The sequence below is a fragment of the Pseudaquabacterium pictum genome (assembly GCF_005403045.1).
In the GTDB taxonomy this organism is placed as follows: domain Bacteria; phylum Pseudomonadota; class Gammaproteobacteria; order Burkholderiales; family Burkholderiaceae_C; genus Pseudaquabacterium; species Pseudaquabacterium pictum.
In genome coordinates this window covers 730,683-754,305 of the sequence record NZ_BJCL01000001.1, presented here as the reverse complement: position 1 = coordinate 754,305, position 23,623 = coordinate 730,683, and the positions used below count along the sequence as shown (strand labels likewise).

At 71.4% G+C, this 23,623-nt stretch carries 18 protein-coding genes; 6 read left to right on the top strand and 12 right to left on the bottom strand.

Features of this window, described 5'->3' with window-relative positions; genetic code table 11:
* Window positions 1-4: 4 nt before the first annotated feature.
* Genes FFT10_RS03395 through lptF form a run of 3 tightly spaced genes read right to left on the bottom strand, consistent with a single transcriptional unit; the run spans window position 5 to window position 2,636 of the window.
* Window positions 5-406, bottom strand: coding sequence for a sirohydrochlorin chelatase (locus FFT10_RS03395; RefSeq protein WP_137731332.1), 402 nt, complete (start codon window positions 404-406; stop codon window positions 5-7).
* Between the two features lie 8 nt (window positions 407-414).
* Entirely contained in the window at window positions 415-1,548 is a 1,134-nt protein-coding gene (gene lptG / locus FFT10_RS03390; protein ID WP_137731331.1) for an LPS export ABC transporter permease LptG, read from the bottom strand.
* The gene (lptF, locus tag FFT10_RS03385) at window positions 1,545-2,636 is read right to left on the bottom strand and encodes an LPS export ABC transporter permease LptF (protein WP_137731330.1); all 1,092 of its coding nucleotides are present in this window, start codon (window positions 2,634-2,636) and stop codon (window positions 1,545-1,547) included. Before lptF ends, lptG begins: the two co-directional genes overlap by 4 nt.
* A gap of 26 nt (window positions 2,637-2,662) precedes the next feature.
* Here lptF and FFT10_RS03380 point away from each other — a divergent pair, with 26 nt between their 5' ends.
* The 3 genes from FFT10_RS03380 (at window position 2,663) to FFT10_RS03370 (ending at window position 5,984) form a co-directional block, all read left to right on the top strand.
* Window positions 2,663-4,117: a leucyl aminopeptidase gene (locus FFT10_RS03380; protein ID WP_137731329.1), complete on the top strand. Its 1,455-nt coding sequence runs from the start codon at window positions 2,663-2,665 to the stop codon at window positions 4,115-4,117.
* 107 nt (window positions 4,118-4,224) lie between these two features.
* Window positions 4,225-4,662, top strand: coding sequence for a DNA polymerase III subunit chi (locus FFT10_RS03375; protein WP_137731328.1), 438 nt, complete (start codon window positions 4,225-4,227; stop codon window positions 4,660-4,662).
* Window positions 4,663-4,853: 191 nt separating this feature from the next.
* Window positions 4,854-5,984, top strand: coding sequence for a branched-chain amino acid ABC transporter substrate-binding protein (locus tag FFT10_RS03370; RefSeq protein ID WP_137731327.1), 1,131 nt, complete (start codon window positions 4,854-4,856; stop codon window positions 5,982-5,984).
* A 61-nt stretch (window positions 5,985-6,045) separates the two neighbouring features.
* On the opposite strand, the gene malQ is transcribed toward FFT10_RS03370, so the two are convergent.
* From malQ to FFT10_RS03350, 4 genes are read right to left on the bottom strand one after another with little or no spacing between them, the layout of a single operon-like run.
* Window positions 6,046-7,548: a 4-alpha-glucanotransferase gene (malQ, locus tag FFT10_RS03365; protein WP_137731326.1), complete on the bottom strand. Its 1,503-nt coding sequence runs from the start codon at window positions 7,546-7,548 to the stop codon at window positions 6,046-6,048.
* 16 nt (window positions 7,549-7,564) lie between these two features.
* Window positions 7,565-9,700, bottom strand: coding sequence for a glycogen debranching protein GlgX (glgX, locus tag FFT10_RS03360; protein WP_137731325.1), 2,136 nt, complete (start codon window positions 9,698-9,700; stop codon window positions 7,565-7,567).
* The gene (gene glgB / locus FFT10_RS03355) at window positions 9,688-11,898 is read right to left on the bottom strand and encodes a 1,4-alpha-glucan branching protein GlgB (protein ID WP_137731324.1); all 2,211 of its coding nucleotides are present in this window, start codon (window positions 11,896-11,898) and stop codon (window positions 9,688-9,690) included. The genes glgX and glgB overlap by 13 nt, the downstream gene beginning before the upstream one ends.
* 57 nt (window positions 11,899-11,955) lie before the next feature.
* Window positions 11,956-14,400 (bottom strand): glycogen/starch/alpha-glucan phosphorylase, encoded by a 2,445-nt coding sequence (locus FFT10_RS03350; protein WP_137731323.1) that lies wholly within the window; start codon window positions 14,398-14,400, stop codon window positions 11,956-11,958.
* A 212-nt stretch (window positions 14,401-14,612) separates the two neighbouring features.
* Between FFT10_RS03350 and glgC the strand changes: the two genes are divergently transcribed.
* The 3 genes from glgC to FFT10_RS03335 are packed head-to-tail and all read left to right on the top strand — an operon-like array spanning window position 14,613 to window position 18,194.
* A complete protein-coding gene (glgC, locus tag FFT10_RS03345; protein WP_137731322.1) occupies window positions 14,613-15,890 on the top strand; it encodes a glucose-1-phosphate adenylyltransferase in 1,278 nt (425 codons plus the stop codon).
* A gap of 10 nt (window positions 15,891-15,900) precedes the next feature.
* The gene (gene glgA / locus FFT10_RS03340) at window positions 15,901-17,367 is read left to right on the top strand and encodes a glycogen synthase GlgA (RefSeq protein ID WP_137731321.1); all 1,467 of its coding nucleotides are present in this window, start codon (window positions 15,901-15,903) and stop codon (window positions 17,365-17,367) included.
* Window positions 17,364-18,194, top strand: coding sequence for a gamma-glutamyl-gamma-aminobutyrate hydrolase family protein (locus FFT10_RS03335; RefSeq protein ID WP_228026928.1), 831 nt, complete (start codon window positions 17,364-17,366; stop codon window positions 18,192-18,194). The genes glgA and FFT10_RS03335 overlap by 4 nt, the downstream gene beginning before the upstream one ends.
* A gap of 10 nt (window positions 18,195-18,204) precedes the next feature.
* Here FFT10_RS03335 and modC read toward each other — a convergent pair whose 3' ends face one another.
* The 5 genes from modC to arsA form a co-directional block, all read right to left on the bottom strand.
* Complete coding sequence (gene modC, locus FFT10_RS03330) at window positions 18,205-19,281, bottom strand: molybdenum ABC transporter ATP-binding protein (protein ID WP_137731320.1); 1,077 nt, start codon at window positions 19,279-19,281, stop codon at window positions 18,205-18,207.
* Window positions 19,278-19,973 carry a molybdate ABC transporter permease subunit gene (modB, locus tag FFT10_RS03325; RefSeq protein ID WP_137731319.1) on the bottom strand — a complete coding sequence of 232 codons (696 nt, stop codon included), beginning with the start codon at window positions 19,971-19,973 and terminating at the stop codon, window positions 19,278-19,280. The genes modC and modB overlap by 4 nt, the downstream gene beginning before the upstream one ends.
* Before the next feature lie 7 nt (window positions 19,974-19,980).
* Window positions 19,981-20,736: a molybdate ABC transporter substrate-binding protein gene (modA, locus tag FFT10_RS03320; protein WP_137731496.1), complete on the bottom strand. Its 756-nt coding sequence runs from the start codon at window positions 20,734-20,736 to the stop codon at window positions 19,981-19,983.
* Between the two features lie 41 nt (window positions 20,737-20,777).
* On the bottom strand, window positions 20,778-21,602 hold the full coding sequence (locus tag FFT10_RS03315; protein ID WP_137731318.1) for a TOBE domain-containing protein: 825 nt from the start codon (window positions 21,600-21,602) through the stop codon (window positions 20,778-20,780).
* Window positions 21,603-21,692: 90 nt separating this feature from the next.
* Window positions 21,693-23,552, bottom strand: a complete 1,860-nt coding sequence (arsA, locus tag FFT10_RS03310; RefSeq protein WP_137731317.1) for an arsenical pump-driving ATPase — start codon at window positions 23,550-23,552, stop codon at window positions 21,693-21,695.
* Window positions 23,553-23,623 lie beyond the last annotated feature (71 nt).

The window sequence follows — 23,623 nt, the reverse complement described above, 5'->3', positions numbered from 1 at the left end:
GGCATCATCGCCAGGCGATCTCCGGCCGGGTGCTGTCCAGCGCCACCGTGGCCATGGCATCGACCAGCGCCGCGGCTTCGCCGACGGCAGGCCGCAGCGTGAAGCGCACGCCGGGGTGCACCTCCTGCAGCCTGGCCAGCAGCACCGGCAGATCCTTGCGCACATGGCCGCCGGCGCCCAGGAACAGCGGCACCACATCCACCGCGGTGCAACCGGCAGCCACCAAGGTGTTGCCGCCGGCCACCAGGTCGGGCGCCATGAATTCCAGGAAGGCCAGCGCCACGCGGTCATCGCCGCGCTGCGCGCGGCAGCGCGCGGCCACCGCCTCGAAGGGGCGGGCCCATTGCGGATCGCGGGCGCCGTGGGCGAACAGCAGCAGGCCGGTGGAGGTGGTGTGGTCGGTCATCGGGGGAGTCAACGGAAGCGGACGAGCCAGGCGAAAGCGCCCATGGAGATCAAGAGGTACAGGCCGCTGGGGGCGGCGGCGGCCATCCAGGGCGTCCACTGCCGCAGCAGGCCCAGGTGGCCGCTGGCATTGTTCAGCAGCACGAAGCTGATGCCCAGCATGATGCCGCCGAAGACCTTGTAGCTGACACCGCCGGCGCGCGCATGCAGGTAGGCGAACGGCAGGGCCAGCGCCACCATCACCACGCAGGCCAGCGGGTACAGCGCCTTTTTCCAGAACTGGATCTGGTGGCTCTGCACCGCCTGGTCCTGGTCGGCCAGGTGGCTGGTGTAGCGCCACAGGTCGATGGTCGACATGTTCTTGGCCGGCAGAAGGGCGGCCGCCACCACGGTGGCGTCCAGCGTGCTGGGCCAGTCGAGGCTGTCCTGCGTCTGCAGGCGCAGCGGCTGGGCATCGCGGGCAGCCTCGGGCGTGGGCCAGTCGGTGCGCTGCACCTCGCGCAGCCGCCAGTGGCCGTTGGCCAGCACCTGGCCACTGGCGGCCTCGATGCGGCTGCGCAGCCGGCCGTCGGTGTCGAACTCGAAGATGCGCACGCCCAGCAGCGCGCCGCCCACGCCGGCCGCCCGCACGTTGACCGAGATGCTGCGCTCGCTGGTGTCGGCCGTCGCCGGGCCGGTGCCGGGGCGGCGCTCCTTCAGCCAGGCGCCGTTGCTGCCCAGGCTCACGCCGCCGCGCAGCCCGGCTTTCAGCGCCAGCGCCTCGCGCTCGGTGAAGGGCGCCACGTAGTCGCCGACGACGAAGGTGACGGCTGCAAACACCAGGCCGGGCAGGGCCAGCAGCCGCAGCGCCCGCCACGGCCCGAGGCCGCCGGTGCGCAGGATGGTGAACTCCGACGACTGCGCCAGCCGCGCCATCGCATAGATGGTGCCGATCAGCACCGCGATCGGGAACAGCTCGTAGAAATGGCCCGGCTGTTCCAGCAGGCCGCGCAGCACTGCCTGGCCCAGGGTGTAGCCGTTGCGGCCCACGTTCTCCAGTTCGTCGACGAAGTCGATGAAGAAGAACAGGCTGAGGAAGGCCAGGGCCACGAAGACCACCGACCAGACGATGTCGCGGTAGAGCAGCCGGCGCACGGTCCTCATGCCGCGGCCCTCCGCGGCAGCAGGCGCAGCACGGCGGCATGGTCGCGCCACCAGATCAGCGCCAGACCCAGCACGAACATGCCGCCGTGCAGCACCAGCAAGGCCGTGCCCATGCCGAATTTGCCGCTGGCGATCCAGGCCTGGGACAGGTTGATCAGGTTGAAGTAGACGATGAAGCTCAGCAGCGCCAGCAGCAGGTTCCAGTTGGTGGCGCGGCGCGGCGGGGTGGCGGCCAGGCCCACGCCCAGCAGCAGCAGGTTGGCCGCGGCCAGCAGCAGGCCGAAGCGCCAGGCCAGCTCGGCCTGGTGGCGCAGCGTGGGCTCGCGGATCAGTGCCAGCGTGGGCAGGGCCTTGGGCGCGGCGGCCTCGGCCTGGCGCGCCGCGGATTCGCCCACCACCACCCGGTACTGCTCGAAGCTGGAGAGGGTGTGCACGCCGGTCTGGCTGTCGGTTTCGGTGCGCTGGCCGGCGTCGAGCTGCAGCACGCGGTCGGCGCCCTCGGTCAGCAGCTGGCCGCTGCGCGCCGACACCACGCTCTCCAGCGGCGGCTGGCGCGTCAGCACAAAGACATTGTGGCCTTCCACGCCCTCCCGGCTGGCGCGGTCGACGAAGAACACGCGGCTGCCATCGCGCGAGGACTGGAAGACGCCGGGCGCCACCCGCGACAGGTCGCTGCGCTGTTCATACCGGCTGCGCAGTTCGGCGCTGCTCTGGTTGCCCCAGGGCCAGACGAACAGCAGCAGCGCGCCCACCACCACCAGCACCGGCCAGGCCATGCCCAGCACCGGCCGCACGAAGCGGCCCAGGCCCAGGCCGCTGGCGAACCAGATCGCCATCTCGCTGTCGCGGTACATGCGGCCCAGGCTCACCACCACCGCCACGAACAGGCTCAGCGCCAGCATGGTGGGCAGGTGGCCCAGCGCGGTGTAGCCCAGCAGCAGCACCACGTCCTCCGGCGCCACCGAGCCGCCCGCCGCCAGCCCCAGGGTGCGGATCAGCATCATCGTGATCACGATGGTGAGGATGACCACCAGGGTGGCGCCGAAGCTGCGGGCCAGCTCTCGGCGCAAGGTCGCATCGAATAACATCTTCGGATCTTATGACGAGGCTGAACATGGACTTCCAGACCCAACCGATGGCCCCCGGCGCCACCGCCAAACTGACAGCCGATGCCCTGCTGCTGGTGCTGGTGGGCGACAAGCTGCCGGCCGACCTGGACGCGCCGCTGGCCGATGCCGTGGCCGAGGCGATCAAGCTGGGCGACCTGGCGCTGAAGCCCGGCAAGACGCTGTATCTGCGCCAGGTGCCGGGCGTGAAGGCGCCGCGCGTGGCCGTGGCCGTGGCCAAGGACGGCAGCGCCCGTGCCATCAAGGCCGCCGGCGCCGCCGGCATCGGCGTGGTCAAGGGCCTGGGCGTGAAGCACCTGGCCGTGCTGGCGGCGGGCCCCATCGGCGCAGCGCAGGCCGAGGCATTGGCCACCGCGGCGGCCGATGCCGTCTACCTGTACCGCACCACCAAGCCCAGCGCCGGCGAGGCGCCTGCATTGGCCAAGCTGACGCTGCTGGTGGCCAAGGCCGATGCTGCCGATGCCGCCGCCGGCCTGGCCCGCGGTGCCGCCATCGCCGAAGGCGTGACGCTGGCGCGCGAACTGGCCAACCGCCCCGGCAACCACTGCACGCCCACGCTGCTGGCCGCCGAGGCCCGCAAGATGGCCAAGGCCCAGGGCCTGAAGATCGAGGTGCTGGACCGCAAGCAGCTCGAGGCGCTGGGCATGGGCAGCTTCCTGGCAGTGGCCCAGGGTTCGGACGAGCCGCCGAAGTTCATCGTCATGCACTACCAGGGCGCGGCCAAGACGGTGCCGCCGCTGGTGCTGGTGGGCAAGGGCATCACCTTCGATTCCGGCGGCATCAGCCTGAAGCCGGGCGAAGGCATGGACGAGATGAAGTTCGACATGGGCGGCGCCGCCAGCGTGGTCGGCACGCTGCGGGCGGTGGCCCAGCTCAAGCCCAAGCTCAACGTGATCGGCGTGATCGCCGCCTGCGAGAACATGCCCAGTGGCCGCGCACTGAAGCCGGGCGACGTGGTCACCAGCATGTCGGGCCAGACCATCGAGGTGCTGAACACCGATGCCGAGGGCCGGCTGATCCTGTGCGACGCGCTGACCTATGTGGAACGCTTCAAGCCGGCCGCGGTGGTCGACATCGCCACCCTGACCGGCGCCTGCGTGGTGGCGCTGGGCGCGGTGCATTCGGGCATGTTCTCGCCCGACGACGCGTTGGCCGCCGACCTGCTGGCCGCCGGCCATGCCGCGCTGGACACCTGCTGGCGCATGCCGCTGGACGACGACTACGACGAGGGCCTGAAGAGCAACTTCGCCGACATGGCCAACATCGGCGGCCGGCCGGGCGGCGCCATCACCGCGGCCATGTTCCTCAAGCGCTTCACTGCCAAGCTGCGCTGGGCCCACCTGGACATCGCTGCCACCGCCTGGAAGAGCGGCGCTGCCAAGGGCGCCACTGGCCGGCCGGTGGGCTTGCTGACGCATTGGGTGCTGTCGCAAGCCAAGTGAGCGGTCGATGCTGAACGAAGGGGGCGGGACGAGCGCCGGGCCGCTCCCAAGCCGGCCCGCCATCCCCTCGGGGGATCGTCGGCCGTTCTGGACGGCGAGGGGCTGACATGCACCAGCAGGTCGATTTCCACACCGGCTTGGGCGACAAGCTGGCCTACGCCTGCCGGCTGCTGCGCAAGGCGCACCGCAGCCGGGCGCGGGTGGTGGTCACCGGGGATGCCGCCCAGCTGGCGCGGCTGGACCAGCTGCTGTGGATCTTCGACCCCGGCGAGTTCATCCCCCATGCCCGCCTGCGTGCCGGCGAGCGCCCCACGCCGCGGCTGGCGCGCACGCCGCTGTGGCTGGCCGATCAGCCGGCCGATGCCGGTGCCTGCGATGTGCTGGTGAACCTGGGGCCGGGGGGTGTCGACGGCCAGCCGCTGCCGGCCCGCACCATCGAACTGGTGGCCCGTGCCGACGATGAAGTGGCCGCCGGCCGCCAGCGCTGGCGCGCCCATCTGGCCGCCGGCCGCGCGCCGGTCAACCATCCGCAGTCCGACGGCTGACAGCGGCCGCGGCAAACGCGGCACGCACCTTGCTCGTTGACGCTGCCGCGAGGCGTCTGCGCTAGGGCAAGCCCCGAGGGGCAGACCGCCGGAACCGGGCTGCAACCGGTGTATCGTCTCGCCGTTTGAGGAACAGCCGATCCGGCCGCGTTTCCACACACCATCCATCCATCCCATCCGGAGGTTTCTGCATGCAAGTCAAGCTCAATGTGATCGTCGCGGCCGCCGCGTCGGTGCTCACCGGCACCGTCATGGCGCAGGACATGGTCGTCAAGATCGGCCACGTCGGCCCGGTGTCGGGCGCCCAGGCGCACTACGGCAAGGACAACGAGAACGGCGCTCGCATGGCCATCGAGGATCTGAACGCCAAGGGCGTGACGATCGGCGGCCGCAAGGTCAAGCTGGAGCTGGTGGCCGAGGATGACGCTGCCGACCCCAAGCAGGGCACCGCCGCTGCGCAGAAGCTGTGCGATGCCAAGGTGGCGGGCGTGGCTGGCCACCTGAACTCGGGCACCACCATCCCGGCGTCGTCGGTGTACAACCAGTGCGGCATTCCCCACATCACGCCGTCGGCCACCAACCCCAAGCTGACGCAGCAGGGCTTCAAGACCACCTTCCGCCTGCTGGCCAATGACAACGCGCTGGGCGCCGGCCTGGCCCTGCATGCCGCCAACAACCTGAAGCTCAAGCGCGTCGCGATCATCGACGACCGCACCGCCTACGGTCAGGGCGTCGCCGAGGTGTTCAAGAAGACCGCGCTGGCCCAGGGCATCCAGGTGGTGGACGAGCAGTACACCAACGACAAGGCCACCGACTTCATGGCCATCCTGACGGCCATCAAGAGCAAGAACCCCGACGCGGTGTTCTACGGCGGCATGGACCCGCAGGCCGGCCCGATGCTGCGCCAGATGGACCAGCTGGGTCTGTCGAACCTGAAGTTCTTCGGTGGCGACGGCATCTGCACGGCCAAGCTGGCCGAGCTGTCGGGCGGCGCCAAGAGCCTGGGCGGCGTGGTCTGCGCCGAAGGTGGTTCCAGCCTGGAGAAGATGCCTGGCGGCAAGGCCTGGAAGGCCCGCTACGACGCCAAGTACCCGAACCAGTTCCAGGTCTACAGCCCGTACGTCTACGACGCGGTGCATGTGCTGGTGGACGCCATGGTCAAGGCCGGCTCGGCCGACCCCAAGGTCTACCTGCCCCGTCTGGCCGCCACCGACTACCAGGGCGTCACCACCAAGGTGGCGTTCGAGGCCGACGGCGAGCTGAAGAACCCGGCCATGACGCTGTACATCTACAAGGACGGCAAGAAGGTCGCCCTGAACTGAGCGGCGCAGCCGCGAAGACAAAAGGCGCCGCAAGGCGCCTTTTTTTCGTCTGGTGTGGGGCTCAGCCTCTGCCGAACAGCCTCGTCATGTCGGCCAGGCGCTGGCCGTGCCAGGGGTGGACCTGGCTCCAGTCGAAGCGCCACACCCACCAGCCGCTGGGGCTGCCGGGCAGGTTCATGCGGCAATCGGTGGGCAGCACCAGGATGTCCTGCATCGGGTGCACCACGGTGTCGGCCACGCTGGCGGCGCCGGCGCGCATCATGGCCCAGGCGATGTCGTGGCCGTCGGTGCCCAGGTAGGCTCGGGCATGGTGGCGTTCATGCTCGGTGGCGCTGGCCCACCAGCCGACGGTGGTGTCGTTGTCGTGGGTGCCGGTGTAGACCACGCTGTGCTGCTTGTGGTTGTGCGGCAGGAAGGGGTCGGTGGCATCGCCGGCAAAGCCGAACTGCAGGATGGCCATGCCGGGGAAGCCGGTGGCGGCCATCAGGTCCTTCACCGGCTGCGACAGCACGCCCAGGTCCTCGGCGATCAGCGGCAGCGGACCCAGCGCCGCGCGGATGGCATCGAACAGCGCCGCACCAGGCCCCGGCAGCCAGCGGCCGTTGACCGCGGTGGCTTCGCTGGCCGGGATCTCCCAGTAGTCGGCGAAGCCGCGGAAGTGGTCGATGCGCACGATGTCCACCAGCTCCAGCGTGCGCCGCACCCGCTCGATCCACCAGGCATAGCCCTCGGCGGCATGGGCCTCCCAGCGGTACAGCGGGTTGCCCCAGCGCTGGCCGGTGGCGCTGAAGTAGTCGGGCGGCACACCGGCCACCACGGTGGGCCGGCCGCTGGCATCCAGCGTGAACAGGTCCTGCCGGGCCCAGACCTCGGCGCTCTGGTGGGCGATGAAGATCGGTGCGTCGCCGATGATCTTCACGCCCCGGGCATGGGCATGGGCACGCAGCGCGGCCCACTGGCGGTAGAAGCACCACTGGCAGAACTGCCAGAAGCCGATGGCCTCGGCATGGCGCTGCCGCGCGGCGGCCATGGCGGCGGGCGTGCGCTGCGCCAGGCCGTCGGGCCAGGTGGGCCAGTCGGCCCAGCCGGTGGCTTCGCACTGGGCCATGAACAGCGCGTAGTCGTCCAGCCAGCTGGCCTGGCGCTGGCAGAAGGCGCTGAAGTCGGCATGGTCGGCGGCATCGCTGCTGGCGGCGAAGGCGCGGGCCGCCTCGGCCAGGCGCGCCATGCGCCAGGGCACCATGGTGGCGAAGTCGATGCGGTGCGGGTCGGCCGCTGGCGGGCTTGCCAGCGCATCGGCGGCCAGCCAGCCCCGTTGCTGCAACTCGGCCAGGTCGATCAGCAGCACATTGCCGGCAAAGGCCGAGCTGCTCATGTACGGCGAGTTGCCCGGACCGATGCCGCCCAGCGGCAGCGTCTGCCACAGCGTCTGGCCGGCGCTCTGGAGCCAGTCGATGAAGTGGTAGGCGGCGGGGCCGAGGTCGCCGCTGCCATGCGGGCCGGGCAGGGACGTGGGGTGCAGCAGCACACCGCTGGCGCGGGGCAGTCGCGAAGAGGTCGGCATGGTGGTCAGGTGCTGGTCAGGCGCTGGTGCGCGGTGGGGGAACGGGGTGCGCCGGCCCGGCCAGCAGCGCCACGCTGCGCGCGCGCAGCGGGAACTGGCCATGCACCGGCGCCGTGGTGTCGGGGCCGACGGCATCGTCGGCGGTGTCCAGCAGAGGCTGCCAGGCGCCACGTGGCAGCACGAAGCCGGTGTCGGCGGGCTCGGCATTGAACAGCAGCAGCAGCGGCCGCTGGCCGCGGCCCGGCGCGCCGATGAAGGCGCCCAGCACCCGCGAGGCGGATTGTGTCCAGTCCCAGTCGTTCAGCGCACCCCCGCCGCGGCGCAGCCAGCTCAGGTCGTGCAGGCCGCGCGCATCGGCCAGGCCGGTGTACCAGCTGGGGCGCAGCGGCAGCCACTGGCGGCGCAGGGCCAGCAGCCGGGCGGTGAACCGGCGCAGCGGTTCGTCGGCCTGCTGCCAGTCGATCCAGGTGATCGCGTTGTCCTGGCAGTAGGGATTGTTGTTGCCCTGCTGGGTGTGGCCCAGCTCGTCGCCGGCGGCCAGCATTGGCGTGCCCTGGCTCAGCAGCAGCGTGGCCAGCAGGGCCCGCTGCAGGCGGCCGCGCAGGCGCAGCACCTCGGGGTCGTCGGTGTCACCCTCGATGCCGCAGTTCCAGCTGAGGTTGTGGCCATGGCCGTCACGGTTCTGCTCGCCGTTGGCCTCGTTGTGGCGGAAGTCGAAGCTGACGAGATCTCGCAGCGTGAAGCCGTCGTGCGAGATGACGTAGTTCACCGATTCCGACGGCCCGCGCCGGGCCGCCTGCAACCGCTGCGACGAGCCGGCCAGCGCCTGGGCGAACTGGCCGCGGGTGACGGCGCCGCCCAGCCAGAAGGCGCGCACCGTGTCGCGGAAGCTGTCGTTCCATTCCAGCCAGCCACGCGGGAAGTTGCCGACCTGGTAGCCGCCGGGGCCCAGGTCCCAGGGCTCGGCGATCAGCTTGCCGGCGGCCAGCAGCGGCGCCAGCACCGGGTCCTGCGCGATGGCCTGGAAGAACGGACCGTCGCGCTCGAATCCACCCTGGCCGCGGCCCAGCGCGGTGGCCAGGTCGAAGCGGAAGCCGTCGACATGCATCTCCTGCACCCAGAAGCGCAGGCTGTCGAGCACCAGGCGCAGCATCGCCGGCTGGCGCATGTCGATGGTGTTGCCGCAGCCGCTGTAGTTGTCGTAGGCGGCGCGTTGCTCCGGCGGCAGGCGGTAGCTGCCGGCGTTGTCCAGCCCGCGCCAGCTGATCGTCGGGCCCAGTGCGTCGCTTTCGGCCGTGTGGTTGAACACCACGTCCAGCAGCACCTCGATGCCCGCGCCGTGCAGGGCCTTGACCATGCTGCGGAACTCCTGCCGGGCGTTGGCCGGATCGGCCGCCAGCCGCGGCGCCGGGCAGAAGAATCCCAGCGTGTTGTAGCCCCAGTAGTTGGTGAGGCCCATGCCGACCAGGCGCAGTTCGTCCAGCCACTGGTGCACCGGCAGCAGGCTGACCGCGGTGATGCCCAGGTCCTGCAGGTGGCGCAGCACGGCGGGCTGGGCCAGGCCGGCATAGGTGCCGCGCAGGGCGTCGAGCACGCCGGGGTGCAGGGCGGTGTAGCCCTTCACATGCAGTTCGCACAGCACGGTGTCGGCCAGCGGCGTGCGTGGCGGGCGGTCGTCGCCCCAGTCGAATTGGTCATGCACCACCCGGGCCTTCAACGCGGTGGCGGCGTTGTCGCGCGGGTCGGGCTGCAGCGGGTGGTCGCCGTCGTGGCCGAAGTGCTCGGGGCCCCAGTCGAAGTCACCGACGATCTGGCGGGCGTACGGGTCGAGCAGCAGCTTGCGCGGGTTGAAGCGGTGGCCGCGGTCGGGCCGCCACGGGCCGTGGGCGCGCAGGCCATACAGCTGGCCGGGGTGGCCCAGCGTGCTGCCGGCATCGGCCCGCAGGTAGCCGTGCCAGATGTCCAGCGTGCGGCCGGGCAGGCTGCCGCGGTGGGTTTCGCGCCGGCCGTCGGCATCGAACAGGCACAGCTCGATGGCATGCGCCGTGGTGCTGGCCACGGCGATGTTCAGGCCCTGGCCGTCCCAGTGCACACCCAGCGGCCACGGGCGGCCGGCGTCCAGCGCCAGCGGCGTGGGGCTCAGGCGGTCCATTCGAAGAACACCGTGGCCAGCGGCGGCAGCGTGATGTGGATGGACTGCGGCCGGCCGTGGGCGGCGATGGCCTCAGCCTGCGCCGCGCCCAGCGGCAGGCCGACATTGCTGCCGCCGTAGTGGGCGCTGTCGGTGTTCAGCCGTTCCGTCCAGGTGCCGGCGCGCGGCACGCCCACCCGCCAGCCGTGGTGCACCACCGGGGTGAAGTTGCAGACCACCAGCACCGGCCGCGCGTCGCCCTCGCCATGGCGCACCCAGGCCAGCACGCTGTGGGCGGCATCGTCGTGGCTGATCCACTCGAAGCCGTCGGGCGTGCAATCGCGCTGGTGCAGGGCGGGCAGGGACTTGTGCAGGGTGTTCAGGTCACGCACCAGGGCCTGCAAACCGGCATGGGCCGGGTCGGCGCCGGGCTGCAGCAGGTGCCAGTCGAGGCTGCTGTCGTGGTTCCATTCCCTGGCCTGGGCGAACTCGCCGCCCATGAACAGCAGCTTCTTGCCCGGGTGGCCCCACATGAAGCCGTAGTAGGCGCGCAGGTTGGCGAACTTCTGCCAGCCATCGCCCGGCATCTTGGCAATCAGGCTGCCCTTGCCGTGCACCACCTCGTCGTGCGAGAGCGGCAGCACGAAGTTTTCGTTGAAGGCGTACACCAGGCCGAAGCTCAGCTCGCCCTGGTGGTGGCTGCGGTGGATCGGGTCGCGCGCCATGTAGGCCAGGGTGTCGTGCATCCAGCCCATGTTCCACTTGAAGTGGAAGCCCAGGCCACCCGCGTAGGTGGGACGCGAGACGGCCGGAAAGGCGGTGGATTCCTCGGCCAGGGTGATGGCCTGGGGCCGCTCGCCGCCCACCACCTCGTTCAGCCGGCGCAGGAAGCTGATGGCCTCCAGGTTCTCACGCCCGCCGTGCACATTGGGAATCCACTCGCCGTGCTTGCGGCTGTAGTCGCGGTAGAGCATCGAGGCCACCGCATCCACCCGCAGGCCGTCGACGCCGAAGCGCTCCAGCCAGTACAGCGCATTGCCGATGAGGAAGTTGCGCACCTCCGTGCGGCCCAGGTTACAGATCAGCGTGTTCCAGTCGGGGTGGTAGCCCTCGCGCGGATCGGCATACTCGTAGAGGTGGGTGCCGTCGAAGTTGGCCAGGCCGTGGGCGTCGGTGGGGAAGTGGGCCGGCACCCAGTCAAGGATAACGCCCAAACGCGCTGCATGGGCGGCCTGCACGAAGCGGCGGAAGCCGGCGCCGTCACCGAAACGGGCCGTCGGCGCATACAGCCCCAGGGGCTGGTAGCCCCAGCTGCCGTCGAATGGGTGCTCGCTGATCGGCAGCAGCTCGATGTGGGTGAAGCCCAGGCCGGCCGCGTAGGGCACCAGCTCGGCCGCCAGCTCGTCCCAGGTCAGCCAGCGGTTGCCCTCCTCGGGCTTGCGCCGCCAGGAGCCGGGGTGCACCTCGTAGATGCTGATCGGCGCGCCCAGGGCGTTGGCCGCCTGGCGGGTGGTGCTGGCCGGCACCTTGTCGGGCAGTGGCGCCACCACGCTGGCGGTGGCCGGCCGCAGCTCGGCGGCCCGGGCCATCGGGTCGGCCTTCTGCGGCAGCAGCTGGCCCTGCGGACCCAGCAGCTCGTACTTGTAGCGCTCGCCGGCCGCCACGCCGGGGATGAACAGCTCCCACACGCCACATTCGCGGCGCAGGCGCATCGGGTGGCGGCGGCCGTCCCAGTGGTTGAAATCGCCGACCACGCTGACCCGCATGGCATTCGGCGCCCACACCGCAAAGCTGGTGCCGGCCACGCCGCCGTGCATGCGCGGCGTGGCGCCCAGCACCTCGAACGGGCGCAGGTGCGTGCCCTCGGCCAGCAGCCACGCGTCCAGCTCGCCCAGCACCGGGCCGAAGCGGTACGGGTCGTCGGCCACCTGCACCGTGCCGTCGGCCCAGGTGATCAGCAGACGGTAGTGGTGGATGTCGGCGGTGGCCGGGCCGGCCGGCAACGCCGCCGGGCCGGCCCACAGGCCGTCGGCATGCACCTGCTGCAGCGTGCCCAGCCGCTTGTCGCTGGCGGCGGCCAGCACCACCACCGCGCGGGCGCCGGGCAGGAAGGCGCGCACCGTCAGCCCGCCGGCCGCGTCCCGGTGCGGGCCGAGGATGGCGAACGGGTCGCCGTGGCGGCCCTGGCAGACCAGGTCGAAATCGGCGGCAGTGGCCATCACGGGATGTCTCGGTGGTTGTCGTTGTGGTGGCGGTGGCGGCAACCGCGGCCGGGGTCAGGCCTGCGGCGCCACGTGCCAGATCTGCGCAGCGTACTCGCGGATGGTGCGGTCGGCCGAGAACGGCCCCATGCCGGCCACGTTCGCGATGGCCTTGCGCGACCAGGCTTCCTGGTCCCGGTACAGCGCGTCGACCTTGGCCTGCGTGGCCACGTAGTCCTCGTAGTCGGCCAGCAGCAGGTAGTGGTCGCCGCCCCACAGCAGGCTGTCGATCAGCGGCCGGTAGCGCGCCGGCTCGTCGGGCGAGAAGGCGCCGGCGGCGATGGAATCGAGCACCGCCTTGAGCTGCGGGTTGCCCTCGTAGATGCGCATCGGCTGGTAGCCGGCGGCGCGGATGGCGGCCACCTCGGGCGTCTTCTTGCCGAAGATGAAGATGTTGTCGTCGCCGACGTTCTGGCGGATCTCGATGTTGGCGCCGTCGTCGGTGCCGATGGTCAGCGCGCCGTTGAGCGCCAGCTTCATGTTGCCGGTGCCCGAGGCCTCGGTGCCGGCGGTGCTGATCTGCTCGGACAGGTCGGCGCCGGGCATGATGGTCTCGGCCACGCTGACGCCGTAGTTGGGGATGAACACCAGCTTGAGCTTGTCGCCGATGCGGGCATCGTGGTTGATCACCTGGCCCACGTCGTGGATCAGCCGGATGATGTTCTTGGCCGTGGTGTAGCTGCTGGCCGCCTTGCCGGCGAAGACCACCACCCGCGGCACCCAGCCGGCGTTGGGCTGGGCCAGGATGGCGCGGTAGCGCGTCACCACATGCAGCAGGTTCAGCAGCTGGCGCTTGTACTCGTGGATGCGCTTGACCTGCACATCGAACAGGCTGGTGGGGTTGACGGTGACACCGGTGGTCTTGTGGATCAGCGCCGCCAGCCGGTGCTTGTTGTGGGCCTTGACGGCGCGGAATTCGGCGCGGAAGGCGGGATCGTCGGCCTGCGCCACCAGACCGCGCAGCAGGTCCAGGTCACGCCGCCAGGCGGTGCCCAGTCGGCTGTCGATCAGCTGGGTGAGGCCGGGGTTGGCCTGGGTGAGCCAGCGGCGCGGGGTGACGCCGTTGGTCATGTTGGTGAAGCGGTCGGGCCACAGCGCGGCAAAGTCCGAGAAGATGGTCTCGACCAGCAGATCACTGTGCAGCTTGCTGACGCCGTTGACCTTGTGGCTGCCCACGATCGACAGGTTGGCCATGCGCACGCGCCGCTCGCCACCCTCGTCGATCAGGCTGAGCCGGCGCTGGAACTCCATGTCGCCCGGCCGCAGCGCCTGCGCCTGCACCAGGAACTCATGGTTGATGCGGAAGATGATCTCCAGGTGCCGCGGCAGCACCTGCTGCATCAGTGCCACCGGCCAGGTCTCCAACGCCTCGGGCATCAGCGTGTGGTTGGTGTAGCTGAAGGTCTTCTGCGTCATCGCCCAGGCGGCCGCCCAGGTGAAGCCGTGCTCGTCGACCAGCAGGCGCACCAGCTCGGCCACGCCGATGGCCGGGTGGGTGTCGTTCAGGTGGATGGCCACCTTGTCCGACAGGTTGGCCAGGGTGCCGTGCTCGGCCAGGTGGCGGGCCAGGATGTCCTGGATGCTGGCGCTGGTGAAGAAGTATTCCTGGCGCAGCCGCAGCTCACGCCCGGCGGGCGTGCTGTCGTTCGGGTACAGCACCCAGGAGATGTTCTCGAACTGGTTCTTGAACTCGGCCGCGCGGGCGTAGTCGCCCGAGTTGAAGGCATGCAGGTCGATGTGGGCCGGGGCAGCGGCCTTCCACAGCCGCAGCGTGCTGACCCGCTCCGTGCCATGGCCGGGGATCACATGGTCGTAGGCCTTGGCCGACACCTCGCCGGCATGGCGCCACACCGGCACCGCATCGGGCGATTCGGCCCGCTCCACCCAGCCGCCGAAGCGCACCGGGTAGTGCACGCCGGGGCGCGGAAACTCCCAAGGCGTGCCATCTTCCAGCCAGGGGTCCGGGTGCTCGATCTGGCGGCCGCCCGAGATGCTCTGGGCGAACATGCCGAACTCGTAGCGGATGCCGTAGCCGAAGCTCGGCAGGCCCACGCTGGCCATGCTGTCGAGGAAGCAGGCGGCCAGCCGGCCCAGGCCGCCGTTGCCCAGCGCGGCATCGGGCTCGCAGGCCTGGATGTCTTCCAGCGTGCGCGCATGGTCGCCCACGCTGCCGGCGGCGGCGCTGTCCAGGCCCAGGGCGGCCAGGGCATTGCCCAGGCTGCGGCCGATCAGGAATTCCATCGACAGGTAGTACACCCGGCGGGCCTTGGCGGCGCGGTCGGCGCTGTCGCCGGCCACCCAGCGGCGCGACAGCTCGGCGCGGGCCACCTGGGAGACGGCGCTCATCAGGTCCACCGTGCCGGCATCGGCCGGGGCCACGCCCACGTTGTGCAGCAGGTGGCGCTCGACGCGGGCGGCCAGGGAGTCGGAGGCGTGGTTGGGGTTGTTGGTGGTGGGCATGGCGTTCCTGTTCGGGTTGCAGGGCGGGGCCACCGGCACCTCGCTGTGCGGATGGTGGTGCGGGCGGCCGGGGCCCCTGCAGGCTGGCAGCATTATTCATGCCTTGCCCGGGCGAAATCGCCCGCGAGGCATGGCACCATCCATCTTGTAACCACGTTGTTGCTGGCAAACGGGGCTGGCAGTGCGACAGTGGCTGCAGGAGACGAACCGACATGGCCAACAGTGATCTCGCGTCCAACTTCGACCTGCCCAAGCGCACGGTCGCCCTCGTGCTGGCGGGCGGCCGCGGCAGCCGGCTCAAGCAGCTGACCGACAGCCGGGCCAAGCCGGCGGTGTACTTCGGCGGCAAGTTCCGCATCGTCGACTTCGCGCTCAGCAACTGCCTGAACTCCGGCATCCGCCGCATCGGCGTCATCACCCAGTACAAGAGCCACAGCCTGCTGCGCCACCTGCAGCGCGGCTGGGCCTTCCTGAAGACCGAGATGAACGAGTTCGTCGACCTGCTGCCGGCCCAGCAGCGGGTGGACGAGGAGAGCTGGTACCGCGGCACCGCCGATGCGGTCTACCAGAACCAGGACATCCTGGCGGCCTACGGCGCCGACTACATCGTGGTGCTGGCCGGCGACCACATCTACAAGATGAACTACGCGCTGATGCTGGCCGACCATGTGGCCCAGGGGCATGACTGCACCGTGGGCTGCATCGAGGTGCCGCGCGACGAGGCCCATGCCTTCGGCGTGATGGCCATCGACGAACGCCGCAAGATCCTGGAGTTCGTCGAGAAGCCGCCCGAGCCGCCGGCCATGCCAGGCAAGCCCGACAAGAGCCTGGCCAGCATGGGCATCTACATCTTCAATGCCCGCTACCTGTACCGCGAGCTGGAGCGCGACCTGGCCGACCCGAACAGCACGCATGATTTCGGCAAGGACATCATCCCGGCGGCGGTGCGCAGCGGCAAGGCGGTGGCGCATCCTTTCGACCTGAGCTGCGTGGGCACCAAGCCAGGATCACTGCCGTACTGGCGCGACGTGGGCACGATCGACGCCTACTGGGACGCCAACATCGACCTGACGGCCACCGACCCCGAGCTGAACCTCTACGACACCCGCTGGCCGATCTGGACCTACCAGCCGCAGCTGCCGCCAGCCAAGTTCGTGCACAACCAGCCCGACCGGCGCGGCAACGCAGTGGAATCGATGGTCTCGGGCGGCTGCATCGTCTCGGGTGCGGTGTTCCGCTCGGTGCTGTTCTCCAGCGTGCGCGTGCACAGCTTTGCCACGGTGAACTGGAGCGTGCTGCTGCCCGAGGTGCAGGTGGGCCGCGGGGCGCGGCTGACCAAGGTGGTGGTCGACCGCGGCTGCCACATCCCCGACGGCATGGTGATCGGCGAAGACCCGGCCGAGGACGCACGGCGCTTCCACCGCAGCGAGCAGGGCGTGACCCTGGTGACACGCAGCATGCTGCGGGCGATCGAACTCGGCACGGTCTGATCGGATTTGCATGAAGGTTTTGCATGTGGCGGCGGAGGTCTATCCGCTGGTCAAGACGGGTGGGTTGGCCGATGTGACGGCGGCGCTGCCGCCCGCGCTGGCCGAGGCGGGCGCCGATGTGCGGCTGCTGCTGCCGGGGCTGCCGGCGATCCTGGATGCGGTGCAGTCGGCCCGCACCGTGGTCGACATCGGCAGCTGCTTCGGCGCGCTGCGGGTGCGGCTGCTGCTGGGCCGCATGCCGGGCACCCAGCTGCCGGTCTATGTGGTCGACGCGCCCCACCTCTACCGCCGCCCCGGCGGCCCCTACCAGGCGGCCGACGGCCAGGAATGGCCCGACAACCTGCGCCGCTTCGCCCTGCTGGGCTGGGTGGCTGCCCACCTGGCCGCCGACGATGCCGACCCGGCCTGGGTGCCCGATGTCGTGCACGCGCATGACTGGCACGCCGCGATGGCCTGCGCCTACATCGCCGACCATCCGGCCACGCAGGCCGCCTCGGTCTACACCGTGCACAACCTGGCCTTCCAGGGCCTGTTTCCCCACCATGACTGGGCGCTGCTGGGCATGAGCTCGCGCTTCATGTCGCCGGCCGGGCTGGAGTACCACGGCCAGCTGTCGTTCATGAAGGCGGGGCTGAAGTTCGCCGACAAGGTGACGACCGTCAGCCCCAGCTATGCCCGCGAGATCGCCACCCATGAGTTCGGCTGCGGCCTGGACGGCGTGATCCGCGGCCGTGGCAGCGATGTGAGCGGCATCCTCAACGGCATCGACGAGGCGGTGTGGAGCCCGGCGGCCGACCCGGCCATCGCCCAGCGCTACGACGCCGACCGCCTGTCCGGCAAGTGGGCCTGCCGCCAGGCGCTGCAGGCTGCGCTGGGGCTGGAGGCCGACCCCGATGCCCTGCTGCTGACGGTGGTGAGCCGGCTCACCGCCCAGAAGGGCCTGGACCTGGTGCTGGCGGCGCTGCCGGCGCTGGTGGCCGACGGCGTGCAGTTCGCGGTGCAGGGCACCGGCGAGCCGGCTCTGGAGGTGGCCTTCCAGATGGCGGCGCAGGCCCACCCGGGCCGGGTGGCGGTGCGCATCGGCTACGACGAGCAGCGTGCCCACGCGATGGTGGCCGGCGCCGACGTGATCGCCGTGCCCTCGCGCTTCGAACCCTGCGGGCTGACCCAGCTGTACGGCCTGCGCTACGGCACGCCGCCGGTGGTGCGGCGGGTGGGCGGCCTGGCCGACACGGTGAGCGACGGCGATGCCGCGCACCGCACCGGCTTTGTCTTCGACGCGGCCACGCCGGGCGCCTTCGAAGCCGCGGTGCGCAGGGCCCAGGCCTTGCGGCGCGATGTTGCGGCCTGGCAGACGGTGATGCGGCGCGGCATGGCACAGGAGCTGTCCTGGGCCGGCCCGGCCCAGGCCTACCTGGCGCTGTACACCCAGGCCCGTGCCGCCCGCGCCGCAGCGCCGCGCGGCCTGGTGGCGTGAGCCCGGCCACCCTGGCCGGCAGCACGGCCCGCCCGCTGCTGATCGGCGTCTCGGCCCGCATCTACCACCCGGCCAGCCCGGTGCTGGACCTGGGCGGCGTGTGGACCCGCACGTTGCACTACCTGGAGCAATCGGTGGCGCACTGGCTGATGTCGCCCCAGGTGCTGGCGGTGATGATCCCGGCGGTGGACCGCGACAGCATCGTGCAGCGCAGCGACCTCAGCCTGCACGGCTACGCCGATGCGCTGGACGGCCTGGTGCTGCAGGGCGGTGCCGACCTGGCGCCGACCACCTACGGCGAGACAGCGCTGCACCCTGACTGGGCCGGCGATGCGGTGCGCGACCGCTACGAGCTGGACCTGGTGCAGCGCTTCGTGCAGGCCGGCAAGCCGGTGCTGGGCATCTGCCGTGGCTGCCAGCTGCTGAACGTGGCCTTTGGCGGCACGCTGTGGCAGGACATCCCCAGCCAGCAGCCGCAGGCGCTGGAACATGTCTGCAGCAGCCGCTACGACCGGCTGCTGCACCCGGTGCGGTTGCTGCCGGGCAGCCGGCTGGCCGCGCTGTATCCGGGCCGTGCCGAGGCGGCCATCAACTCCATCCACCACCAGGCGGTGAAGGCCCTGGGCCGCGGCATGGTGGTGGAGGCGCAGGCGCCCGATGGCCAGGTCGAGGCCATTCGCTGGGACGGGCCGTCGTACGTGTTCGGCATGCAGTGGCATCCGGAATTCTTGGCGCTGCGCCAGCTGGATGCGCAGCAGCTGGACGGCGGGCCGATCCTGCAGGACTTCCTGGCGGCCTGCCGGGCTGCGCGGCAGCCCGGCGCCTGACCGGCCGCCGTCACATCAGCGCCACGCCCTTGATCTGGGCGAACAGCGCATCGCCGGGCTGCAGCGCCAGGGCGTCGGCGCTGCGGCGGGTGATGCGGGCCAGCAGCCACACCGGATCGCCTCCAGGTCCGCCCAGGCGCAGGCGCAGCAGGGCGGTGCTGCGGTCGGCCTGCACGCTGTCCAGCACCACCGGCAGCACATTGAGCACGCTGGTGTCCTGCGGCCGCTGGCGCGCCACGCTCACATCGCGGGCCAGCACCCGGGCCCGCACCGCCTCGCCTGGCGCGGCGGCGGTTTCGCCCACCCACAGCGTGCCGCCGTCGAAGGCCACCCGGGTCAGGCCATAGGCAGGGTCATGCTGGTCGACGCGGGCGCTGAGCACCACGCCGGCCTCGTCCTGCCGGGCCAGCGGCAGATCGGGCCTGGCCAGCAGTTCGGCCAGCGGGCCGGCGGCGCGCACGCGGCCGGCCTCCAGCAGCACCAGGTGGTCGGCCAGGCGGGCCACCTCGTCCATCGCATGGGTCACGTAGACGATGGGCAGGGCCAGTTCGCGGTGCAGCCGCTCCAGATAGGGCAGGATCTCGGCCTTGCGCGGCGCGTCCAGCGCGGCCAGCGGCTCGTCCATCAGCAGCAGGCGCGGTGCGGTGGCCAGGGCCCGGGCGATGGCCACGCGCTGGCGCTCGCCGCCTGACAGCGTGGCCGGCCGCCGGTCCATCAGGGCGCCGATGCCCAGCAGCGCCACCACCGCATCCAGCGCAAACGCCCGGGCGGCGCTGCCGGCGCGTTGGCGGCCGTAGTCCAGGTTGGCCTGCACGCTGAGATGCGGAAACAGCGCCGCCTCCTGGATCACGTAGCCCAGCGGCCGCTGGTGCGGCGGCACGAAGCGGCGCTGGGCATCGTCCTGCCATACGGCGTCGCCCAACGCCACCCGGCCGGCAGCGCGTTCCAGACCGGCCAGCGCGCGCAGCAGCGTGGTCTTGCCGCAGCCCGACGGGCCGAACAGCGCGGTGACACCCTGACCTGGCAGCTGCAGGTCGACATCGAGCGTGAAGCTGCGCCGGGCGAGCTGCAACCGGGACGCGATCACCGGGCGCCCCCCGGGTCGGCGCGGTCATCCCGAGGCGGGCGGTTGGCCAGGTACAGCGTCACCAGCACCAGCAGCGCGAACACCACCATGCCGCCGGCCAGGCGGTGGGCGGCGGCGAACTCGGCCGCCTCCACATGCTCGAACAGCGCCACCGACAGCACCCGCGTCTGCCCGGGGATGTTGCCGCCGATCATGAGCACCACGCCGAACTCGCCCACGGTGTGGGCGAAGCCCAGCACGCTCGCGGTGACGAAGCCCGGCCGCGCCAGTGGCACGGCCACGGTGAAGAAGCGGTCCAGCGGGCCGGCGCGCAGCGTGGCGGCGGCTTCCAGCGTGCGCTCGGGGATGGCCTCGAAGGCCTGCTGCAGCGGCTGCACCACGAAGGGCATCGACGCGATGACGGAGGCCACCACCAGGCCGCCGAAGGTGAACGGCAGCCGGCCCAGGCCCAGCCACTCGGTGAACTGGCCCACTGGCCCGTTCGGCCCCATCATCAGCAGCAGGTAGAAGCCGATCACCGACGGCGGCAGCACCAGCGGCATGGTCACCAGCGCCGCCAGCAGCGGCTTGGCCGGCGAGCGGGTGCGTGCCAGCCACCAGGCCAGCGGCGTGCCGATCAGCAGCAGCAGCACGGTGGTCAGCCCCGCCAGCTGGGCGGTGAGGCGCACGACGGTCCAGGTGGCGGCGTCCATGCCCGGGTCAGCCGCCGTAGCCGTGGGACTGGATCACCGCCTTGGCCGCTGGCGACTGCAGATAGGCCAGCAGCGCCTTGGCGGCGGGGTTGCTGGCGCCTGCCTTCAGCAGCACCGCATCCTGGCGGATCTCGCTGTGCAGGCTGGACGGCACGCGCCAGAACGAGCCGGTGACCGGCTTGCCGGGCACCACCACCTGCGACAGCGCCACGAAGCCCAGGTCGGCATTGCCGGTGAACACGAACTGGTAGGTCTGGGCAATGCTCTCGCCCGTCACCAGCTTCGGCGTGATCGCATCACCCAGGCCGCGGGCCTGGATCACCTGCAGCGCGGCCGCGCCGTAGGGCGCCAGCTTGGGGTTGGCCACCGCCAGCTTGTTGAACCTGCCGCTGGCCAGCACCGCGCCCTGGTCATCCACGACGCCGGGCCGGGCGCTCCACAGCACCAGCACGCCGATGGCATAGGTGAAGCTGCTGCCGGCCACCGCATGGCCTTCGGCGATCAGCTTCTTCGGCGTCTCGTCGTCCGCGGCGACCAGCACCTCGAACGGCGCGCCCTGGAGGATCTGGCTGTAGAACTTGCCGGTGGGCCCGGCCGAGGTCTTGACGGTGTGGCCGGTGGCGGCGGTGAAGCCTTCGGCGATGCGGGCCATCGGCCCGGCGAAGTTGGCGGCCACGGCCACCGTCACGTCACCGGCATGGGCGCTGTCTGTGGCCAGCAGGCAGGCGATGGCCAGGACCGACGTGCGCCACAGGTGCGGCATGGCCGGCATGCAGGCTCCTGGCAGGGCGCGGCGGGCGGGCGTCAATCGATCACCGCCAGGATCACGCTCGACACCTTGAACGCGGCGCAGGCGCGCACGCCCTCTGCCAGGCCCAGGCTGGCCACCGACTCCTGCGTGACCACCGCGGTGGCGCTGCGGCCGGCGCCCAGGTCGAGCGTGATCTCGGCATTCACCGGCCCGGTGACGATGCGGCTGACCGTGCCCCACAGCTGGTTGCGCGCGCTGATGCGCAGCGCGGGATCGGTCAGCAGCAGCAGTGCCGAGGCTTGCACCAGCACCAGCACCTCGCTGCCGACGGCCAGGCCCAAGGCCTCGGCCGCCGTGTGGGTGACCACCGCGGCCAGCTCGAGCGTGTCGTCCAGCCGCACCAGCACTTCCACGTCCACCGGGCCGCCGCGCAGGCTGCGCACCGTGCCGGCGAACTGGTTGCGCGCGCTGGTGCGCACCGCCATGCGCCGCAGCAGGCGCTGGAAGGCCGGCACATCGCCGCCGGGCGCGTCGGCCAGCTGGCCGGCCAGGCGGTCCAGCGACTGCTGGTGCTCGGCCTCCACCGCGCGGTACATGGCCACCACCCGGCGGCCATGCTCGGTCAGCACCGTGCCGCCGCCGGCGCGGCCGCCGGTGGTGCGGGCCACCAGCGGCTGGTCGGCCAGGTTGTTCATCGCATCCACCGCATCCCAGGCGGCCTTGTAGGACAGCGGCACATGCCTGGCCGCCTGCGAGATCGAGCCGTGCTGGCCGATCGCCTCGAGCAGGCGCACACGGGTGTCACCCAGGAAGTTGCCCAGCGCGGTGCTGATCTCCAGGCGGCCGGTGAGGCGGGGTGGCTGGCGTCGGGTGGGCATGGGGTGGCGGTCGGCAGGGCGTGCTGGCGCTGTATTCTGCGCGATATAACGCCATGCCCGCAGCGCACCGGTGCGCCACCTCCTGCAGCATCATGCCGATGCCGTGCCCTCGATGGGCGCGCGCGCCAGCGCCGCCAAGGCATCCAGCCCGACCGGTGGCGTGGCCAGCCAGGGCAGCGCGTAGAGCCGCCGGGCCAGGCCGGCGGTCAGGCGCGTGATCTGCCGGCGCTCGCCCGCCAGCCGGGCCTGCAGCAGGGGATCGTGCGTGCCGGCCGCCAGCACGCTCTTGTTCAGCACCCAGGCATGGGGTTCGATGCGGGCGCGGCGCAGGTCGTCCTGCAGGGCGGCGGCCTGCGACACCGGCGTCACCTCCGGCAGCGTGACCAGGATGATCTTCGTGTAGGCCGCATCCTGCAGCCGCATCAGCGGCGTGATCACGCGCCCCGCGCCATGGCCCTCGAAGGCGCGCGTCATCTGCCGGTGGTACGCGCCGGTCGCGTCCATCAGCAGCATCGAGTGGCCGGTGGGTGCGGTGTCCAGCACGACGAAGGCGCTGCGGCCCTCGCCGACGATGTGCGAGAAGGCGTGGAACACCGCCACCTCCTCGGTGCACGGCGATTGCAGGTCTTCCAGCAGCAGCGCCTGCGCCTGCGCGTCGAGCTGGGGCGACTTCGCGGCGAGGATCTTTTCGATGTAGCGCTGGGTCTCGACCTTCGGGTCGATGCGGCTCACCCGCAGGCCCGGCAGGTCGCCGTTCAGCGTGCCAGCGAGGTGGGCTGCGGGGTCGGTGGTGCTCAGGTGCACCGTCTTGCCGCGCTGCACCAGCCCGATGGCCAGGGCCGCTGCGATGGTGGTCTTGCCCACGCCGCCTTTGCCCATCACCATGACCAGCCCGTGGCCGGCGGCAGCCAGGTCGTCGGCCAGCGCGTCCAGGCCCGGGAGGGCATCGGAGGCTGCCGCCGGCAGCACGGCTGGCGCGGCGGGTGGCGTGGCGCGCGGGTCCAGCAGGGCCCGCAGCGCCGGCAGGCCGACGGTATCGAAGCCACGCAGCAGCACCTGGTCCTGAGGCAGGGCGCGCAGCGCTGCGGGCATGCTGTCCAGGGCCTGCTGGCCCAGGTCCTCGATGGCGCTGGCCACCGCGTCGCTGCGGTCGCTGGCGTGGAAGACGCCGTTGATCGCCAGGCGCTGGTTGCCCAGGCCCAGGGCCTGCAGCTCGACCGAGGTGCGGGCCGCCTCGGCGATGGCGCCGCGGTCGGGCCGGGTCACCAGCACCACGGTGGTCCGGGCCGGGTCACCCAGGGCGGCCAACGCGGCCTGGAACCGGGCTTCCTGCATCTTCAGGCCCGAGTGCGGCCCGAGGCAGGAGGCGCCGCGGTCGTTGCCGTCCAGGAAGCCCGACCAGGCCTTGGGCAGGCTCAGCAGGCGCAAGGTGTGCCCGGTGGGGGCGGTGTCGAAGACGATGTGGTCCCAGGCCGCTGACGCGTCGGCGAGCAGCGACGAGAACTCGTCGAAGGACGCGATCTCGGTCGTGCAGGCGCCGGAGAGTTGCTCCCGCACCGTGGACAGTTCCTCCTCGCTGGCCTGCGGCCCCATCTGCGCCAGCACCCGCTGGCGGTAGGCGGCTGCGGCGTTGTCGGGATCGATGTTCAGCACCGACAGGCCCGGCGCGCCGGGCACCGGCACCGGCGTGTTGCGCAGCGTGATGCCGAGCATCTCGTCGAGGTTGGATGCGGCATCGGTGCTGACCAGCAGTACCCGCCGGCCGGCGTCGGCCAGCGCCAGCGACGCGGCGGCCGACAGCGATGTCTTGCCCACGCCGCCCTTGCCGGTGAAGAAGAGGTGCCGCGTCGGGTGCTGCAGGAACCCGATGCCGTCCGGGCCCGCGACCGTGGTGGTCTCGTCTGTGCTGCCGCGCCTGCTGCCGTTCAATTCCGCAACCTGGATGTTCATCTGCTGGCCCTCCGAGGGAACTGTGCGCCCTCTGGCCGGGTGCCAGCTTGACCGCGATCAGCCTGACGGTG

Excerpts from the sequence above, each read along its gene's own strand:
- arsA (WP_137731317.1), bottom strand. The coding sequence starts at position 23,552 with ATGAACATCCAGGTTGCGGAATTGAACGGCAGCAGGCGCGGCAGCACA.
- FFT10_RS03370 (WP_137731327.1), top strand. The coding sequence starts at position 4,854 with ATGCAAGTCAAGCTCAATGTGATCGTCGCGGCCGCCGCGTCGGTGCTC.
- glgB (WP_137731324.1), bottom strand. The coding sequence starts at position 11,898 with ATGGCCACTGCCGCCGATTTCGACCTGGTCTGCCAGGGCCGCCACGGC.
- glgC (WP_137731322.1), top strand. The coding sequence starts at position 14,613 with ATGGCCAACAGTGATCTCGCGTCCAACTTCGACCTGCCCAAGCGCACG.
- lptF (WP_137731330.1), bottom strand. The coding sequence starts at position 2,636 with ATGTTATTCGATGCGACCTTGCGCCGAGAGCTGGCCCGCAGCTTCGGC.
- FFT10_RS03380 (WP_137731329.1), top strand. The coding sequence starts at position 2,663 with ATGGACTTCCAGACCCAACCGATGGCCCCCGGCGCCACCGCCAAACTG.
- glgA (WP_137731321.1), top strand. The coding sequence starts at position 15,901 with ATGAAGGTTTTGCATGTGGCGGCGGAGGTCTATCCGCTGGTCAAGACG.
- FFT10_RS03375 (WP_137731328.1), top strand. The coding sequence starts at position 4,225 with ATGCACCAGCAGGTCGATTTCCACACCGGCTTGGGCGACAAGCTGGCC.
- FFT10_RS03395 (WP_137731332.1), bottom strand. The coding sequence starts at position 406 with ATGACCGACCACACCACCTCCACCGGCCTGCTGCTGTTCGCCCACGGC.
- glgX (WP_137731325.1), bottom strand. The coding sequence starts at position 9,700 with ATGGACCGCCTGAGCCCCACGCCGCTGGCGCTGGACGCCGGCCGCCCG.
- lptG (WP_137731331.1), bottom strand. The coding sequence starts at position 1,548 with ATGAGGACCGTGCGCCGGCTGCTCTACCGCGACATCGTCTGGTCGGTG.
- FFT10_RS03350 (WP_137731323.1), bottom strand. The coding sequence starts at position 14,400 with ATGCCCACCACCAACAACCCCAACCACGCCTCCGACTCCCTGGCCGCC.
- FFT10_RS03315 (WP_137731318.1), bottom strand. The coding sequence starts at position 21,602 with ATGCCCACCCGACGCCAGCCACCCCGCCTCACCGGCCGCCTGGAGATC.
- modB (WP_137731319.1), bottom strand. The coding sequence starts at position 19,973 with ATGGACGCCGCCACCTGGACCGTCGTGCGCCTCACCGCCCAGCTGGCG.
- modA (WP_137731496.1), bottom strand. The coding sequence starts at position 20,736 with ATGCCGCACCTGTGGCGCACGTCGGTCCTGGCCATCGCCTGCCTGCTG.
- malQ (WP_137731326.1), bottom strand. The coding sequence starts at position 7,548 with ATGCCGACCTCTTCGCGACTGCCCCGCGCCAGCGGTGTGCTGCTGCAC.